The 16,916-nt window shown below is 40.6% G+C and carries 16 protein-coding genes; 13 read left to right on the top strand and 3 right to left on the bottom strand.

Translation table 11 applies throughout. The features are described 5' to 3' along the window. Positions 1-104: 104 nt before the first annotated feature. The 3 genes from HMPREF1519_RS05295 to yghU all read right to left on the bottom strand — a co-directional run bounded on the left by HMPREF1519_RS05295 (position 105) and on the right by yghU (position 2,837). Positions 105-1,037, bottom strand: coding sequence for an FAD:protein FMN transferase (locus HMPREF1519_RS05295; protein WP_037611409.1), 933 nt, complete (start codon positions 1,035-1,037; stop codon positions 105-107). Beyond that, the gene (locus HMPREF1519_RS05290) at positions 1,024-1,968 is read right to left on the bottom strand and encodes a DHH family phosphoesterase (protein WP_004182107.1); all 945 of its coding nucleotides are present in this window, start codon (positions 1,966-1,968) and stop codon (positions 1,024-1,026) included. The genes HMPREF1519_RS05295 and HMPREF1519_RS05290 overlap by 14 nt, the downstream gene beginning before the upstream one ends. 80 nt (positions 1,969-2,048) lie before the next feature. After that, positions 2,049-2,837 carry a glutathione-dependent disulfide-bond oxidoreductase gene (gene yghU, locus HMPREF1519_RS05285; protein WP_022496714.1) on the bottom strand — a complete coding sequence of 263 codons (789 nt, stop codon included), beginning with the start codon at positions 2,835-2,837 and terminating at the stop codon, positions 2,049-2,051. Between the two features lie 175 nt (positions 2,838-3,012). Between yghU and add the strand changes: the two genes are divergently transcribed. The 13 genes from add to dltB all read left to right on the top strand — a co-directional run bounded on the left by add (position 3,013) and on the right by dltB (position 16,901). Beyond that, the gene (gene add / locus HMPREF1519_RS05280; protein ID WP_004182124.1) at positions 3,013-4,023 is read left to right on the top strand and encodes an adenosine deaminase; all 1,011 of its coding nucleotides are present in this window, start codon (positions 3,013-3,015) and stop codon (positions 4,021-4,023) included. Positions 4,024-4,207: 184 nt separating this feature from the next. Then, entirely contained in the window at positions 4,208-4,804 is a 597-nt protein-coding gene (locus tag HMPREF1519_RS05275; protein WP_021144015.1) for a thymidine kinase, read from the top strand. A gap of 37 nt (positions 4,805-4,841) precedes the next feature. Continuing rightward, positions 4,842-5,921, top strand: coding sequence for a peptide chain release factor 1 (gene prfA / locus HMPREF1519_RS05270; protein WP_004182370.1), 1,080 nt, complete (start codon positions 4,842-4,844; stop codon positions 5,919-5,921). Beyond that, positions 5,918-6,751: a peptide chain release factor N(5)-glutamine methyltransferase gene (gene prmC, locus HMPREF1519_RS05265; RefSeq protein WP_022496713.1), complete on the top strand. Its 834-nt coding sequence runs from the start codon at positions 5,918-5,920 to the stop codon at positions 6,749-6,751. Before prfA ends, prmC begins: the two co-directional genes overlap by 4 nt. Continuing rightward, positions 6,738-7,343 carry an L-threonylcarbamoyladenylate synthase gene (locus HMPREF1519_RS05260; protein ID WP_037611406.1) on the top strand — a complete coding sequence of 202 codons (606 nt, stop codon included), beginning with the start codon at positions 6,738-6,740 and terminating at the stop codon, positions 7,341-7,343. The genes prmC and HMPREF1519_RS05260 overlap by 14 nt, the downstream gene beginning before the upstream one ends. Before the next feature lie 92 nt (positions 7,344-7,435). Beyond that, positions 7,436-8,686, top strand: coding sequence for a serine hydroxymethyltransferase (gene glyA, locus HMPREF1519_RS05255; protein ID WP_002891158.1), 1,251 nt, complete (start codon positions 7,436-7,438; stop codon positions 8,684-8,686). A gap of 5 nt (positions 8,687-8,691) precedes the next feature. After that, positions 8,692-9,669, top strand: coding sequence for a nucleoid-associated protein (locus tag HMPREF1519_RS05250; RefSeq protein ID WP_037611404.1), 978 nt, complete (start codon positions 8,692-8,694; stop codon positions 9,667-9,669). A gap of 1 nt (position 9,670) precedes the next feature. Continuing rightward, positions 9,671-10,282 (top strand): lysozyme family protein, encoded by a 612-nt coding sequence (locus HMPREF1519_RS05245; RefSeq protein WP_037611402.1) that lies wholly within the window; start codon positions 9,671-9,673, stop codon positions 10,280-10,282. A gap of 30 nt (positions 10,283-10,312) precedes the next feature. Then, on the top strand, positions 10,313-12,052 hold the full coding sequence (locus HMPREF1519_RS05240; protein ID WP_037611400.1) for an ABC transporter ATP-binding protein: 1,740 nt from the start codon (positions 10,313-10,315) through the stop codon (positions 12,050-12,052). Next, on the top strand, positions 12,042-13,790 hold the full coding sequence (locus tag HMPREF1519_RS05235; protein ID WP_037611399.1) for an ABC transporter ATP-binding protein: 1,749 nt from the start codon (positions 12,042-12,044) through the stop codon (positions 13,788-13,790). The genes HMPREF1519_RS05240 and HMPREF1519_RS05235 overlap by 11 nt, the downstream gene beginning before the upstream one ends. 176 nt (positions 13,791-13,966) lie before the next feature. After that, positions 13,967-14,098, top strand: a complete 132-nt coding sequence (locus HMPREF1519_RS05230; RefSeq protein ID WP_002885174.1) for a teichoic acid D-Ala incorporation-associated protein DltX — start codon at positions 13,967-13,969, stop codon at positions 14,096-14,098. Positions 14,099-14,106: 8 nt separating this feature from the next. After that, positions 14,107-15,657, top strand: a complete 1,551-nt coding sequence (gene dltA, locus HMPREF1519_RS05225; RefSeq protein ID WP_037611398.1) for a D-alanine--poly(phosphoribitol) ligase subunit DltA — start codon at positions 14,107-14,109, stop codon at positions 15,655-15,657. Further along, the gene (dltB, locus tag HMPREF1519_RS05220; protein WP_037611396.1) at positions 15,654-16,901 is read left to right on the top strand and encodes a D-alanyl-lipoteichoic acid biosynthesis protein DltB; all 1,248 of its coding nucleotides are present in this window, start codon (positions 15,654-15,656) and stop codon (positions 16,899-16,901) included. The genes dltA and dltB overlap by 4 nt, the downstream gene beginning before the upstream one ends. Positions 16,902-16,916 lie beyond the last annotated feature (15 nt).

Raw genomic sequence — 16,916 nt, 5'->3', positions numbered from 1 at the left:
TAAAATATTTCCTTTCTGCCATGGTACTTTCCGCACCATAGTTTTTTTTAACTATTTTAGTTTATCAAAAGGTGGTCTACTTGACAAGTCTTTTTTACTATTTTTTAGGAAATTCGCATTTTGTAAATGCCACCTGTCTGAAAGCAGTGATTGTCTTTATCAACGATGATTGCTTCAAGCTCAGCTTGTGAACTAACTTCTTGGAATATGTGTTCGAGACTAGAGCCAAATAAGCGGGTTGTCCAAATTTCACCGTCCACTGAGAGGGATGAAATAATGGTAAGGCTGGCTAGGTCACTGGAGACTGGATAACCAGTTTGGCTATCAAAAATATGATGGTAGGTTTTGCCATCTATCTCAAAAGTACGTTCATAGATTCCCGAAGTGACAACAGACTGGTCTCTTATAGCAAGCACCATAAGATTTGTGTTTCTTGTCTCCTTAGGATTTTGAATACCAATGCGCCATTTTTGGTCAGGATTATGGAGAGCTGGTCCAAAGGTTAGGACATTACCTCCGAGATTGATTAGGGCGCTGGTTACTTTTTTAGCTTTAAGAAAATCTGCAATACGATCTGCAATATATCCCTTTGCCAGAGCACCAAGATCAATTTTCATCCCTTTTTCTTTGAGAAAAACACTTTGATTTTCCTCGGATAGAAGAATGGCGTTGGGATTGATGATATCTAGGAGCGGACGAATTTCTTCAGGAAGAGGCAGCTTAGCATCAGAAAAACCAATGCGCCAAGTCTGAATGAGAGGCCCGATAGCAATATTAAGGTGACTTCCAGGTTGGCAGCTATGCCATTTTCCAAGAGAAATAAGTTCAAAAAGCTCTGGGTGAACTGTCACTGGATGTAAGCCTGCTGCCTTGTTAATTTTCATGAGTTCGGAACTGTCGTCATTGGCTGAGAAGCGCTTATTGTAGGTATGTAGAAGTGCTTCAACTTGGTCTAGCAGGGGTTCTGGTTCTTTATGATAGATAGAGACGTCAATCACAGTTCCCATGAGACGTACACGACGATTAGTGAGTTGCATGGGCAACTGTATCCTTGATTTCTTGATAGATTTGTTCGTTTTCTTCTAAGCTGTAGGAATTTGCCCCACTAGCTAGTGGGTGGCCGCCACCATCATGGCGTTTGGCAATCTCGTTGATGACAATGCTTTTACTACGTAGACGGACACGGTAATGTCCTTCAGGCTGCTCTACGAAAATAGCCCAAGATTCGACACAATCAATACGGCCTGGAGTTCCAACAATGGCAGAACTTTCAGCATCAGTGACATTGAATTCATCCAAAATCTTTCGTGTCAAGACAACTCGAGCTGCACCATTTTCATCGACTTCTAGATTATCGAAAACATAACCTTGTAGTTTAGCAATTTTGAAAGGAAAACTGTCCATACGACGAGCCATTGCTGCAAAATCAAAGTCGTATTCACGAAGTTTAGCCGCGATTTGAAGTGTTTTAGGAGTAGTAGATGGAAAGAGGAAGCGACCTGTATCGCCAACAATACCATTGTAGAGAACACGCGCAGCAGCATCTGACAAGGAAAGGCCAAGGCTGAGGGCCCAGTCTGTCACAATTTCGCTGGCGCTTGAAGCAGTCGTATCAACAAGTAGAAGGTCACCGTAGGCATCATCGTTAGGATGATGGTCAATTTTGATAAGGAAGTCACCTTTATCATAACGATCGTCGTCGATACGAGGGGTGTTGGCAGTATCGGTAACAATAACAAGTGCCCCTTCATAGTCTTGATCAGCTACCTCGTCCATCTCAGCAATCCAAGATAAGGTAGGTTCATTGACACCTGTCGCAAGAACCTTTTTATCTGGAAAGTTTGTTTTTAAAATTTCCTTCAGTCCTACCTGACTACCAATGGCATCTGGGTCAGGTCTTTGGTGGCGGTGGATAATAATAGTGTCGTAGGCTTTGATTTTTTCTAAAATAGCTTGAAATACAGTCATGAATGTCTCCTTGTGATTTTGCTTCTATTATATCATGAAACAATAGAAAAACGGTTAGCCTAGGCAAACCGTTATAAAAATTAGATCTCTTTATAGTCGACTTCAAGTCCTCGTTTAACTGCTGGACGGTCGGCAATTTTTTCAGTCCAAGCTTGAAGATGCTTGTATTCTTTAACATCAAGGAAAATACCAGCCTTATCCCAAATCTTATCTTGAGCAAGACGGCCATACCAAGACCAGATAGCGATATCAGCGATAGTATATTCATCGCCAGCAATATAAGGTTTGGTTGCTAATTCTTTATCAAGCAAATCAAGTTGGCGTTTGGCTTCCATGGCAAAACGGTTGATGGCATATTCGATTTTTTCAGGTGCATAGTGGAAGAAGTGACCAAAGCCACCACCTAGAAAAGGAGCAGCACCTGTTTGCCAAAAGAGCCAGTTGAGAACTTCCGTACGTTTTGCGTGATCAGTTGGAATGAGTTTGCCGAATTTTTCAGCCAAGTAAAGGAGGATGTTAGCTGATTCGAAGACACGAACTGGTTGGTCTTCAGAGTAATCCATCATGGCTGGAATCTTTGAGTTTGGATTGATTGAAACAAAGTCTGAGCCGAATTGATCACCGTCACCAATCTTAATACGATAAGCGTCATAACCTGCTTGAGTTACACCAAGTTCTTTCAATTCTTCCAGCATGATAGTTGCCTTGATACCATTTGGTGTCGGAAGAGTATAGAGTTGGAAAGGTTGGTCACCTTTAGGTAAAGTTTGTTCAAAACGTGCACCAGCTGTAGGTTGATTGAGGCCACCCCAGGCACCTCCCATAGAGGTTGGGTTTTCCCAAACTTCTGGTAAAATATAGTCAGACATAAAGTTTCTCCTTGTATTCTTGATAGTTACATCCTAACAAAATGCTAATGGCATTTCAAGAATCTACTACGTCCTATTAGGAGCGGCACCTTGACTTTTTCCATAAGAATGATAAGATAGTAAAAATTAATTTTTATCTGATAAAAAAACATATTGTTTAGAGAGGAAGAAAAGAATGACTGCTATTGATTTTCATAAGTTGGCTAAAACAGAACTACACTGCCATTTGGATGGTTCTCTATCATTGGAAACCATTCGTCACCTAGCTGACTTGGCACAGATTGAGTTACCTGAGGACGATGCGGAGCTCAAACATCATGTGACAGCACCGGCTACCTGTGAGAGTCTCCTAGATTATCTTGAGGCTTTTGATTATATTCGTCCTTTGCTTCAAACAAAGGAAGCCTTGACTATTGCGGCTTATGATGTCGCAAAACAGGCTGCTCTTGAAAATGTCATCTATATTGAAGTGCGTTTTGCTCCAGAATTGTCAATGGATAAGGGATTGACTGTCGCTGAGACCATTGATGCTGTTTGTCAAGGCTTACGTCAAGCTCAAGAAGAATTTGGTATTGTAGCCAAGGCCCTAGTTTGTGGCATGCGCCAATCAGATCAAGAATTAACGGCTCGTATTCTTGATGAAGCAAATGAAGTTGAAAATAGTGACTTTGTTGGTTTTGATTTTGCTGGAGATGAACATCATTATGGACCTAAAGCGATTAAACCTTTGATTGAACAAGTCCAAAGTTACAACCGTCCGATGACTTTTCATGCTGGTGAGTGTGGTTGCCCTGCCTTTTTGGCTGAGTCGATTGCCATGGGAATTAAGCGTAATGGCCATGCAACGATTTTGGCTCAAGAACCCGAGCTTTTGGAAGAGTTTGTCAAAAATGGTGTCACAGGAGAGTTATGTTTAACAAGTAATCTCCAGACCAAGGCAGCTGTTACAGTTACTGATTTTCCTTATCTAAAAATGAAAGCGGCAGGGGCTAATATTACTATTAATACGGACAATCGTACCGTTTCTGATACAAACCTGACCAAAGAGTACGAACTCTATCACAAGCATTTTGATAGCTCAGTTCAAGACTTTTATGCTCATAATAAGACGGCAATCGAAGCTTCATTTGCTAGTGATGAGGAGAAAGAAGAACTCCTTGAAAAATTGGCTAAAGCCTATTCATAAGAAGTAAATAGACTGGTAAAACTTTATAAAGGTGATAAAATTGAGCCATTTGGAACATCAGTCAAACCTATCATAAAAATAGGGGAGAGAGGCGAACTTTTTTCAAAAATTGTTCAGTCTCCCTCCCTTTTACGCTTGGAATTATGATAAAATAAGTACAATACATATTTTAGAGGAGACTGGTTTGGCACAACTTTATTTTCGCTACGGCACCATGAATTCTGGGAAATCCATTGAGATTCTTAAGGTTGCCTATAATTACGAAGAACAAGGAAAACCAGTAGTATTGTTGACCAGTCGTTTGGATAATCGAGATGGGGTCGGCTATATCTCTAGTCGTATTGGCATGAAACGGAAGGCCTATCCTATTGGTGATGATACGGATATTTTTGGTTACATTGCTAATATGGATCCACGACCTTACTGTGTTTTAGTTGATGAGGCTCAGTTTTTGACCCGTGCGAATGTCTATGATTTGGCACGAATTGTTGATGAGTTAGATATCCCAGTGATGGCTTTTGGTCTCAAAAATGATTTTCAGAACAATCTCTTTGAAGGTTCTAAATATCTCTTGCTTTTGTCTGATAAGATTGATGAGATTAAGACCATTTGTCATTATTGCTCGAGAAAAGCAACCATGGTCCTTCGTATGGAGGATGGGAAGCCAGTTTATGAGGGAGCACAAGTTCAAATTGGAGGACACGAGAGTTATATCTCCGTTTGCCGAAAGCACTGGTTTAATCCACCTCAAGAAAACATAATCCCTTTGAATAAGGCCTAAAAACGACTATTAGTTATATAAGGAGTAAAGATAACAAATGAACATTTATGATCAGTTACAAGCGGTTGAAGACCGTTATGAGGAATTGGGTGAATTGCTTAGTGACCCTGAAGTCGTTTCAGACACTAAACGCTTCATGGAGTTGTCACGTGAAGAGGCAAATACTCGTGAAACGGTGACAGCTTACCGTGAGTACAAGCAAGTTATTCAAAGTATCTCAGATGCTGAAGAGATGATTAAGGAAGCAAGCGGTGACCCTGATTTGGAAGAAATGGCTAAGGAAGAACTCAAAGAATCCAAAGCCGCTAAAGAAGAGTATGAAGAACGCTTGAAAATTCTTCTCTTGCCAAAAGACCCTAATGATGACAAGAATATCATCCTCGAAATCCGTGGAGCCGCAGGTGGTGATGAAGCTGCCTTGTTTGCAGGTGACCTTTTAGCTATGTACCAAAAATACGCAGAAACACAAGGTTGGCGCTTTGAGGTTATGGAAGCATCTTACAATGGTGTTGGTGGTATCAAAGAAGTGGTTGCCATGGTTTCAGGACAATCAGTCTACTCAAAACTCAAATATGAATCAGGAGCACACCGTGTACAACGTGTGCCTGTGACTGAGAGCCAAGGTCGTGTTCATACCTCGACAGCAACTGTTTTGGTTATGCCAGAAGTTGAAGAAGTAGAGTACGAAATTGATCCTAAGGACCTTCGTGTCGATATCTATCACGCATCTGGTGCTGGTGGTCAGAACGTCAATAAGGTTGCGACTGCGGTTCGTATGGTTCACATTCCTACTGGAATCAAAGTAGAGATGCAAGAAGAACGTACGCAACAGAAGAACCGTGATAAAGCCATGAAGATTATCCGTGCGCGTGTTGCGGACCACTTTGCACAAATCGCTCAAGATGAACAAGATGCTGAGCGTAAATCTACTGTTGGTACAGGGGACCGTTCAGAACGTATCCGTACTTACAACTTCCCACAAAACCGTGTAACGGATCACCGTATTGGTTTGACCCTTCAAAAATTAGATACGATTTTGGCTGGGAAAATGGATGAAGTCATTGATGCTCTTGTTCTTTACGATCAAACTCAAAAATTGGAAGAGCTTAACAAATGATTCTAGCGGATGTTCTGGCTGACTATGAGAAGCAGCTTGAGGCAGTTGGAGAAGAGCCAGAGGCCCTTTCCTTTGTTTATCGTGGTTTGAAGCAGTGGGACTTGACTCATTTTGTTCTTCAATTGCGTCAGGAAGTTTCAGAGGAAGATGCTGAGCTATTAGCTCATGTATTTAGCCAACTAAAGAATCACAAGCCTGCCCAGTATATCTTGGGCTATGAAGACTTTCATGGTTTACGTTTTCAGGTTGATGAGCGTGTCTTGATTCCACGTCCTGAAACTGAAGAACTAGTGGACTTGATTTTAGCGGAAAATCCAAGCACAGATTTTAAGGTTCTTGATATTGGAACTGGGAGTGGTGCTATTTCGGTATCTCTGAAAAAGAGTCGCCCCCTTTGGCAAGTAACAGCTAGTGACTTGTCAGCTGATGCCTTAGTACTTGCTAAGGAGAATGCTAAGCTAAATCAGGTAGCCATCAGCTTTGTTCAATCAGATGTTTTCAAAAATATTTCTGGTAGTTTTGATATCATTGTGTCAAACCCTCCCTATATTTCTGAAAACGATAAGGACGAAGTTGGGGTCAATGTCTTGGCGAGCGAGCCAAAGATGGCCTTGTTTGCTGATGAAGAGGGACTTGCCATTTATAGACAGATTATTGAGGAGGCATATAAGTATTTGACTCCTAGTGGAAAGCTCTACTTTGAAATCGGCTATAAGCAGGGAATGGATTTGAAAAAGCTCTTGTCTCTACATTTTCCAGATAAGCGAGTGCGTGTCCTTAAGGACCAATTTGGACAAGATAGAATGGTCGTGATGGATGATGAAAAATAAGAAAGTGTTAAGAGAAATCTTGTCTGACGGTGGCGCAGTCGTTCTTCCTACAGAGACTGTCTATGGTTTATTTGCTAAGGCTTTGGATGAGAGTGCTGTGAACCATGTCTATGAGCTGAAAAATCGTCCTAGAGATAAAGCCATGAATTTGAATGTCGCTTCTTATGAAGATATCCTGTCTTATTCGAAAGAGCAGCCCGACTATCTCAAAAAAATTTATGATGCTTTTTTGCCTGGACCTTTGACTATAATTTTAAAGGCTAATGACCAAGTACCCAAGTGGATTAATTCAGGATTGGCGACGGTTGGCTTCCGTTTGCCAGACCATCCTGTTACTAGAGAACTGATTCAAGCAGAAGGGCCTTTGATTGGTCCCTCAGCCAATAAGTCTGGGAAGGCTAGTGGTCGTTATTTTGACCAAATAAGAGACCAATTTGATTTTCAGGTGACTGGCTATCAAGATGATGATGCCTTGTTAGGTGTAGATTCGACAATTTTGGATTTGTCGGTCTCACCTGCTAGGATTCTCAGACAAGGGATGATTACAAAAGAAGACCTATTGGCGGCTCTACCCGAGTTGACCATAGAATAAATGACTAACAGAGACCTATGGAAGTGTGAGATAATTTCCGACTGTATGTGGGTGAGTTGATTGAACCCCATTAGACCTCAAAGGAGACCTCTATGATTTTTGATAAAGAAGATTACAAAGCATTTGACCCGGAACTTTGGAACGCCATCGATGCTGAGGCAGAACGTCAGCAAAACAATATTGAGTTGATTGCCTCTGAGAACGTGGTATCTAAAGCTGTAATGGCTGCTCAAGGAACACTCTTGACTAACAAGTATGCAGAAGGCTATCCAGGTAAACGTTACTATGGTGGTACAGACGTGATTGATGTGGTTGAGTCACTTGCTATTGAGCGTGCCAAAGAACTTTTTGGAGCAAAATTTGCCAATGTGCAACCTCACTCAGGTAGCCAAGCTAATGCAGCAGTTTACATGTCTTTGATTCAACCAGGTGATACGGTTATGGGAATGGATTTGTCAGCGGGTGGTCACTTGACACATGGTGCACCAGTTAGCTTCTCTGGTAAGACCTATAACTTTGTGGCTTACAACGTTGATAAAGAAACTGAACTTCTTGATTACGATGCTATTCTGGCTCAAGCTAAAGAAGTACAACCAAAACTCATCGTGGCTGGGGCTTCAGCTTACTCACGTATCATTGATTTTGCTAAATTCCGTGAAATTGCTGATGCTGTAGGTGCCTACCTCATGGTAGATATGGCTCACATTGCTGGTCTTGTAGCCTCTGGTCATCATCCAAGTCCAGTTCCTCATGCACATGTGACAACAACAACAACCCACAAGACACTTCGTGGTCCTCGTGGAGGTTTGATTTTGACTGATGATGAAGATATCGCTAAGAAATTGAATTCTGCGGTTTTCCCTGGTTTGCAAGGTGGACCATTGGAACACGTTATTGCTGCTAAGGCTGTTGCTCTTAAAGAAGCACTTGATCCTGCCTTTAAAGAATATGGGGAAAATGTTATCAAGAATGCTGCTGCCATGGCTGACGTTTTCAATCAACATCCAGATTTTCGTGTTATCTCAGGTGGCACAAACAATCACCTCTTCTTGGTTGATGTTACTAAAGTTGTTGAAAATGGTAAGGTAGCACAAAACGTTCTTGAAGAAGTTAATATTACTTTGAATAAGAATGGTATTCCATATGAGCAATTGTCTCCATTCAAGACATCTGGTATCCGTGTTGGTAGTCCAGCCATTACAAGTCGTGGTATGGGTGAAGCTGAGAGCCGTAAAATTGCTGAATTAATGGTTGAAGCTTTGGAAAATCACGATAAACCTGAAGTTTTGGAACGCATTCGTGGAGAAGTTAAAGCTCTTACAGATGCCTTCCCACTCTATTAAAAACTATGTTAGATTTATATATTAAACGCATTATCATTCACCAGTTTTCGCCAAATGATACGGAGCTGGCTTTAGCTGAAGGGCCTCTTGAAATAACGCCACGCTTAGATGAGTATTTTCGAAAGAAACTCTCTAAAGTTTTCTCAGATGAGGCTAAACGTGGCTATTTCGATGCAGAGAATGTTTTCATCAGTCATCTAGGAGATGACTTGATGGAAAGCTCAGTCAAGATTGCCCAACTTTGGAAGGAAGAATTTGTCATTTCTGAAGATCAAAAGACCAATGATTTGGTCTTTATTCAGTTTGACAAAGAAGGGCAAGAATATTTTGCTTTCTTGCGTATTGCACTCAAGGATAGTTTGATTCATTCTTTGGGAGATAGCCAACATCCTATTCAATTGTCACAAAATAATTTGCCTTCTGCGGCCCAGACACCTGATGAAGCTTTGGTAATCAATCGTAGTAGTAAGCAGTATTATTTGATTGAAAAGCGAATCAAACATAATGGAAGCTTTGCCAATTATTTCTCTGAAAATCTGTTGCAAGTCCAGCCTGAACAATCTGTCAAGAAATCGATTAAGATGGTTGAAGATACTGCCCAGAAGATTGCCGAGAATTTTAATCAGGATGACTTTAACTTCCAAGGGAAAATGAAATCTGCTATTTTCAATAATTTGGAAGAAGACCAAGAGTTATCACCTGAAAAATTGGCAGACCAGCTCTTTGATAATAATTTGACAGCTCGTTTGACCTTCGTTGATGAGCTCAAAGAGGCCATACCTGAGCCTATCTCGGTATCAGATATTGACCATTCGCGTCAAATTAAGAAATTGGAGAATCAAAAATTATCGTTATCAAACGGAATTGAGTTAATCGTGCCTAATAATGTGTATCAGGATGCTGATAGTGTTGAGTTTATTCAAAATCCTGATGGTACCTACTCTATTCTCATCAAAAATATCGAGGATATCATCAATAAATAATATGTTTAAATGGATAAGACGTCTGGCGGTTTTTGTCGTAGTCCTCATCATAGGTATCCAATGCTATCGAATCCATGCCAATATTCAACATGTCTTAACCTATGAATCCATGGTTAAGGAGGTTTTGGCAGAGGACGACATTGATAATACAACCAATGTCGATTTGGTTCTGGCTATGATCTACACAGAAACCAAGGGGAAGACAGATGACGTGATGCAGTCCAGTGAAAGTTCTACAGGGGTGACCAACTCCATAACAGATCGAAAAGAAAGTATTCGTCAAGGGGTGACGGTGCTGTCGGAAAATCTGGAAGAAGCTGCCCACCATAAGGTGGATCCTTGGACAGCAGTACAAGCCTATAATTTTGGTAAGGCCTATATCGATTATGTGGCTGATAATGGTGGAGTGAACACCGTCGAACTCGCAAAGGCTTACTCTAAAAATGTCGTTGCTCCGAGTCTAGGAAACACTAGCGGGAAAACATACACCTATTACCAACCAGTTGCCATGTACTACGGCGGCGGAAAACTTTATACAAATGGCGGAAATATTTACTACGCTAAGGAAGTACAGTTTAATCTCTTTTTAATGCGTATGTTCTCACGCCTCTAAGAGTGAGGACGTTAAATTTAGGAAAGACAAATGAAAGCATTATTAGTTTATTTTAGAGGATACGTCAAAGACAGTATCTTGGGACCCGTTTTTAAATTAATCGAAGCCAGTTTCGAACTCTTGGTCCCTCTAGTAATTGCTGGAATTGTCGACACAACTATTCCAAATAAAGACCAAAATCATCTGTTTATGATGATTTTTCTCTTGTTCGGACTTGCCGTTATTGGGGTTGTTGTTGCTATTTCAGCACAGTATTTTTCATCCAGAGCAGCCGTTGGCTATGCCCGAGGTTTAACCAATGATTTGTATGCGAAAATCATGCGTTTATCAAAGGAAAAGCGGGATGAGATTGGAACGTCAAGTTTGGTGACACGTTTGACTGGTGATACCTTTCAAATCCAAACGGGCATCAATCAATTTTTGAGGCTCTTTTTGAGGGCACCAATTATCGTGACAGGAGCCATTATTATGGCATTCCGAATCAGTCCACGCTTGACCCTATGGTTTCTTGGCATGGTCTTGGTATTGACTCTTATTATTGTACTAGCCAGTCGCATCGTCAATCCTTTATATGCCAAGATTCGAGTGATTAATGAATCGATTGTTACCAATACGCGTCAACAACTTGAAGGTATGAGGGTTATTCGGGCTTTTGATCAAAGTGAGCGTGAATTAGATAACTTTACTGCCGTCAACAAAGACTTGAAGAAGTGGCAGCTCAAAACAGGAGTGATAGCAAGTCTCATTAGTCCTTTGACTTTCTTGGTTGTTAATATGACCTTGATTGCTATCCTTTGGCAAGGAAATCTGCAAATTCAAGTTGGTCTTTTGTCCCAAGGTATGCTGATTGCTCTGGTCAATTATCTCTTGCAAATTTTGACGGAGCTCCTTAAATTGGCCATGATGTTGACTAATCTGAATCAAGGTTTTATTTCAGCGAAACGGGTACAAGCTATTTTTGAACTCCAAGATGAGGATATTGAAGCACCTTTAGAAGTCCGAACTTCTAGTCAGGCTTCCACAGTGCTAGCTATTGATCAGATGACCTTTACCTATCCTACGGCTAGTCAGCCATCACTTCAAGAGATTCATGTAAGTCTTACTCAAGGTCAGTCACTAGGTATTATTGGTGGTACAGGTTCGGGTAAATCGACATTGGTGAACTTAATCATGAACTTATATCAGCCTCAGATTGGTTCATTAGCTATTTTCAAAGATCAAAAATCACCAAAAAACCTTAAAGAGTGGCGTTCTTGGGTTGCCTACGTCCCGCAAAAAGCTGAGCTATTTAGAGGAACCATTCGTTCAAACTTATCATTAGGACTTGACCACGAACCGAGTGAGCAAGAACTCTGGCATGCTCTTGACATGGCTCAGGCTGCTGATTTTGTTAAAGACAAAGATCTTGGTTTAGATGAGCCAGTTGAGTCATTTGGCCGTAATTTTTCGGGGGGTCAACGTCAACGTTTGACTATTGCGCGTGCGCTGATGAGACCAGCACCATTCTTGATTTTGGACGACTCCACTTCAGCCCTAGATTACTTGACTGAAAGTCGTCTACTAGCGGCTATCAGAGACAATCTTAAATCAACGAGTTTGATTATTATTTCGCAAAGAACAAATAGTCTAAAAGCTGTTGATCAAATTTTGGTGCTTGATAAGGGACATCAAGTTGGCTTAGGTAATCATGAAGAATTGCTTGCCACAAATAAACTCTATCAAGACATTCATTATTCTCAACATCAAAAGGAGGTCGCTGATGAAGGCTAGAAATAATAAATCAACGCTTAAACGTTTAAGTAGAGATATCTTAAGTCAGCGTTACCTCTTTGCCTTAGCAACTGTTGGGACCATTATTCAAGTTGCCTTAACGGTTTACTTACCTATCTTAATTGGTGATGCAGTGGACGCTGTTCTTAAGATGAACTCCGTTCTATTGATGTCACGTTTAATTTGGCAGATGCTTGTAGTTATCTTAGCTAATAGTGCAATCCAGTGGCTTAACCCTTTGATTTATAATCGATTGATTTATTCATATAGTGAAAGTTTACGTGAACGAGTCATGATTAAAATCCATGCTATGCCACTTAGTTACCTTGATCGTCAAGGAACTGGAGACATGGTTAGCCGTGTGACTACAGATAGCGATCAGTTAAACAACGGACTTCTCATGGTCTTTAACCAATTTTTCGTTGGGCTTTTGACTATCTTTGTCATAATCATTACCATGGCTCGCTTAGACTGGTTCATGATGCTCTTAGTTCTAGTGATGACGCCTTTGTCAATGCTTGTGGCACGTTTTATCGCAAAGAAAAGCTATCAACTCTATCGCAATCAAACTAAATGGCGAGGCATGCAGACTCAGTTGATTGAGGAAAGTTTGACTCAAGAAGCTTTAGTACAAAGTCTAAATGCTCAAGAACAGATGGTTAGGAGTTTTAAAGACGTCAATGGTAAGTATGCTGATTATTCACAGGGTGCTATCTTTTATTCGTCAGCGGTTAACCCAGCTACACGTTTTGTTAATAGTCTGATTTATGCACTCATTGCTGGTGTCGGAGCCTATCGTATCATGTCGGGTGGTGCCTTTACAGTGGGACAATTGACTACCTTCCTAAATTATGTCACCCAGTATACGAAACCTTTTAATGACATTTCGTCTGTACTTTCAGAACTTCAAAGTGCTTTGGCCTGTGCTGATCGCCTTTATATGATATTGGATGAAGAGGAAATAACAGAAACAGGTAAGGTGGTCTTGGAAGAAGCAGATGTGCAGGGACGTTTTCAATTTGATCATGTCCAGTTTGGCTATTTGCCTAATAAACCTCTTATCAAGGATTTGAGTATTGATATCCCTGCAGCAAGTACTGTTGCCATTGTTGGCCCTACAGGAGCGGGAAAATCTACCTTGATTAACCTACTAATGCGTTTCTATGATTTGGATAAGGGGAACATTCTACTGGACGGTAGACCTATTACAGATTATACCCGTGAGAGTCTTCGGAAACAGATTGGGATGGTCTTGCAGGAAACTTGGCTTGAGGTTGGCACTATTCATGATAATATTGCCTATGGAAATCCAGAAGCCAGTCGTGAAGAAGTCATAGCAGCGGCCAAGGCTGCCAATGCTGATTTCTTTATTCAGCAGTTGCCTCAAGGTTATGACACCTACTTGAATGATGCGGGACAATCCCTTTCTCAGGGACAACGTCAGCTTTTGACCATTGCCCGCATATTTGTCAATGTGCCTAAAATCTTAATCTTGGATGAAGCCACTTCTAGTATCGATACCCGTACAGAGCTCCTCATTCAAGAGGCCTTCGCTAAATTAATGAAAGGTCGAACAAGTTTCATCATTGCCCATCGATTGTCTACCATCGAGAATGCGGACCTTATTTTGGTCATGAATAATGGGGATATCGTTGAACACGGAACCCATGAACAACTGATGCAAGCTAAGGGAATGTACTATCGTATGCAGACGGCCCAAAAGACACAAAATAGTTAAATCCGACAGAGCTTTTAAGCTCTGTGTTTTTATGATTTTAGCCAATCATTTATCACGGAAACTTATTAATGAAAAAGAAATGAAATTTAGTTATTTTTTCTTTTTTATTGGAAAAAATACTGATAAGATGGTAAACTAAAGAGGATATTATATAAAAAAAGGTATCGAAAATTAGAATGTTAAAACATAAAAACGTCCTGGTATTTTTAGGACAAACCTTGCTTTATTTCGCCATTTTTATGGCCCTAATTTATCTCTACAATTACCTAGGACAAGGTCAAGGTAATTTTATCTATAACGAATTTTAGGAAGAATAATGACGAATACAAAAATTAAAGATATGATCGAAACGATTGAGCAGTTTGCCCAATCACAACCTGACTTTCCTGTTTACAATATTTTAGGGGAAGTTCACACTTACGGTGACTTAAAAGCTGATTCGGATAGCCTAGCTGCTAAGATTGATAGTATTGATATTCCAGAAAAATCACCTGTTGTGGTTTATGGCGGTCAAGAGTATGAAATGTTGGCAACTTTTGTCGCTTTGACTAAATCTGGTCACGCTTATATTCCAATTGATAGTCACTCAGCTCTTGAGCGCGTGACGGCAATTGTTGAAGTAGCAGAGCCTAGTCTGATTATTGCTATTAACGACTTCCCGCTTGAGGATGTCCAAGCTCCAATCCTAACATTGGATCAAGTGACAACAGCTTTTGAAAGCAAGACTAGCTACGAAGTGACTCATCCTGTTAAGGGGGATGATACTTATTACATCATCTTTACATCAGGAACTACAGGTAAGCCTAAAGGGGTACAAATTTCACACAATAATCTCCTCAGTTTCACTAACTGGATGATTACGGACAAGGAATTTGCAACTCCAAAACGTCCTCAAATGCTGGCTCAACCACCTTATTCATTTGACCTATCGGTAATGTACTGGGCACCAACATTGGCACTTGGAGGAACACTTTATGCGCTTCCTTCAGCCATTACACAGGACTTCAAGAAGCTCTTTGAAACGATCTTCTCACTTCCAATTGCTATTTGGACATCAACACCATCTTTTGCAGATATGGCAATGTTGTCTGAAGACTTCAATGCAGAGAAGATGCCAGAAATTACGCATTTCTATTTTGATGGAGAAGAGTTGACTGTCAAGACTGCTCAAAAGCTTCGCCAACGTTTCCCAGAAGCACGTATTATCAATGCTTACGGACCAACTGAAGCAACTGTCGCCTTATCAGCAGTAGCAGTAACTGATGAGATGCTAGCTAACCTAAAGCGTTTACCAATTGGTTATACCAAGGAAGATTCACCGACTTATATTATCGATGAGGATGGCAATATCCTTCCAAATGGTCAACAAGGTGAAATCATCGTCTCAGGACCAGCAGTTTCAAAAGGTTATATGAATAATCCTGAAAAGACTGCGGAAGCCTTCTTCGAGTTTAATGGCCTCCCTGCTTACCATACTGGTGATGTAGGAACGATGACTGATGAAGGGCTCCTTCTTTACGGCGGACGTATGGACTTCCAGATTAAATTTAATGGGTTCCGTATTGAGCTAGAGGATGTTTCACAAAACCTTAATAAGTCTAAGTATATTGATTCAGCAGTAGCTGTGCCACGTTACAATAAAGACCATAAGGTTCAGAATCTCTTGGCTTATGTGATTCTTAAGGATGGTGTTCGTGAGCAGTTTGAACGTGAAATTGATATCACCAAGGCGATTAAGGCTGACTTAGAAGATATCATGATGTCTTACATGATGCCTACTAAGTTTCTCTATCGTGAGAGCTTGCCTTTAACACCAAATGGGAAAATCGATATCAAGGGTCTCATCAGTGAGGTTAACAACCGATGATAGACTTCTTGAAACAGCTCCCCCATTTAGAAGCCTACGGTAATCCCTTCTATTTTATCTATCTTGGATTAGCTCTATTGCCAATCTTTGTGGGTCTCTTCTTTAAAAAGCGTTTTGCGATTTATGAATGTTTGGTCAGTCTAGCCTTTATTGTTCTCGCTCTGACAGGAACACATGCTAGCCAATTACTAGCCTTACTCTTCTATATCGTTTGGCAAATCATCTGGGTTTATTCCTACAAACATTACCGCAGTCAAAAGGACAATAAATGGGTTTTCTATTTACACTCATTTCTTGTAGTTCTTCCTTTGATTTTTGTTAAGGTAGAGCCTGCGATAAATGGTACTCAGTCACTCTTAAACTTTCTTGGCATTTCTTACTTGACCTTCCGATCGGTTGGTATGATTATCGAGATGCGGGATGGTGTCTTAAAAGAGTTTACACTTGGAGAATTCCTCCGATTCATGCTCTTTATGCCAACCTTTACGAGTGGTCCTATTGATCGCTTCAAACGCTTTAACGAAGATTACCAAGCGATTCCTGAGCGAGACGAGCTGATGAATATGTTGGAGCAAGCTGTAAAATATATCATGCTTGGTTTCCTCTATAAGTTTGTTTTAGCTCAGATTTTCGGAAGTATGCTCTTGCCTTCACTGAAAGCACAAGCTTTGGCTCAGGGTGGTATCTTTAATTTAGCAACACTTGGTGTCATGTATGTTTTCGGTTTTGATCTCTTCTTTGATTTTGCAGGTTACTCGATGTTTGCCTTGGCAGCATCAAACCTTATGGGGATTAAGAGTCCAATCAACTTTGACAAACCTTTCATCTCACGAGACTTGAAAGAATTTTGGAATCGTTGGCATATGAGCTTGTCTTTCTGGTTCCGTGACTTTGTCTTTATGCGTTTGGTTATGGTTTTGATGCGAAACAAGGTTTTCAAAAACCGTAACACGACATCAAATGTGGCCTATGTCATTAATATGATGGTTATGGGATTCTGGCATGGAGTTACTTGGTACTACATTGCTTATGGTATTTTCCATGGTATTGGTCTAGGAATCAATGATGCCTGGTTACGTAAGAAGAAGACTATTAATAAAGAGCGTAAGAAAGCAGGTCTTGAGCCAATTCCTGATAATAAATGGACGAAGGCTTTGGGAATCTTTATTACATTTAACACTGTTATGTTGTCATTCTTGATTTTCTCTGGATTCTTGAATGACCTCTGGTTCACTAAAAAATAAGTAAAGGAATTATAA

The sequence above is a fragment of the Streptococcus sp. SR4 genome, from assembly GCF_000517725.1.
GTDB lineage: Bacteria > Bacillota > Bacilli > Lactobacillales > Streptococcaceae > Streptococcus > Streptococcus salivarius_F.
The sequence above is the reverse complement of the archived record's forward strand: the minus strand, read 5'-3'. Positions and strand labels throughout refer to the sequence as shown.

Bases quoted from the DNA above. Each gene is read 5' to 3' on its own strand.
- prmC (WP_022496713.1), top strand. From the start codon at position 5,918: ATGATTCTAGCGGATGTTCTGGCTGACTATGAGAAGCAGCTTGAGGCA.
- HMPREF1519_RS05290 (WP_004182107.1), bottom strand. From the start codon at position 1,968: ATGACTGTATTTCAAGCTATTTTAGAAAAAATCAAAGCCTACGACACT.
- HMPREF1519_RS05295 (WP_037611409.1), bottom strand. From the start codon at position 1,037: ATGCAACTCACTAATCGTCGTGTACGTCTCATGGGAACTGTGATTGAC.
- add (WP_004182124.1), top strand. From the start codon at position 3,013: ATGACTGCTATTGATTTTCATAAGTTGGCTAAAACAGAACTACACTGC.
- HMPREF1519_RS05235 (WP_037611399.1), top strand. From the start codon at position 12,042: ATGAAGGCTAGAAATAATAAATCAACGCTTAAACGTTTAAGTAGAGAT.
- yghU (WP_022496714.1), bottom strand. From the start codon at position 2,837: ATGTCTGACTATATTTTACCAGAAGTTTGGGAAAACCCAACCTCTATG.
- HMPREF1519_RS05245 (WP_037611402.1), top strand. From the start codon at position 9,671: ATGTTTAAATGGATAAGACGTCTGGCGGTTTTTGTCGTAGTCCTCATC.
- prfA (WP_004182370.1), top strand. From the start codon at position 4,842: ATGAACATTTATGATCAGTTACAAGCGGTTGAAGACCGTTATGAGGAA.
- dltB (WP_037611396.1), top strand. From the start codon at position 15,654: ATGATAGACTTCTTGAAACAGCTCCCCCATTTAGAAGCCTACGGTAAT.
- HMPREF1519_RS05240 (WP_037611400.1), top strand. From the start codon at position 10,313: ATGAAAGCATTATTAGTTTATTTTAGAGGATACGTCAAAGACAGTATC.
- dltA (WP_037611398.1), top strand. From the start codon at position 14,107: ATGACGAATACAAAAATTAAAGATATGATCGAAACGATTGAGCAGTTT.
- HMPREF1519_RS05230 (WP_002885174.1), top strand. From the start codon at position 13,967: ATGTTAAAACATAAAAACGTCCTGGTATTTTTAGGACAAACCTTGCTT.
- HMPREF1519_RS05250 (WP_037611404.1), top strand. From the start codon at position 8,692: ATGTTAGATTTATATATTAAACGCATTATCATTCACCAGTTTTCGCCA.
- HMPREF1519_RS05260 (WP_037611406.1), top strand. From the start codon at position 6,738: ATGATGAAAAATAAGAAAGTGTTAAGAGAAATCTTGTCTGACGGTGGC.
- glyA (WP_002891158.1), top strand. From the start codon at position 7,436: ATGATTTTTGATAAAGAAGATTACAAAGCATTTGACCCGGAACTTTGG.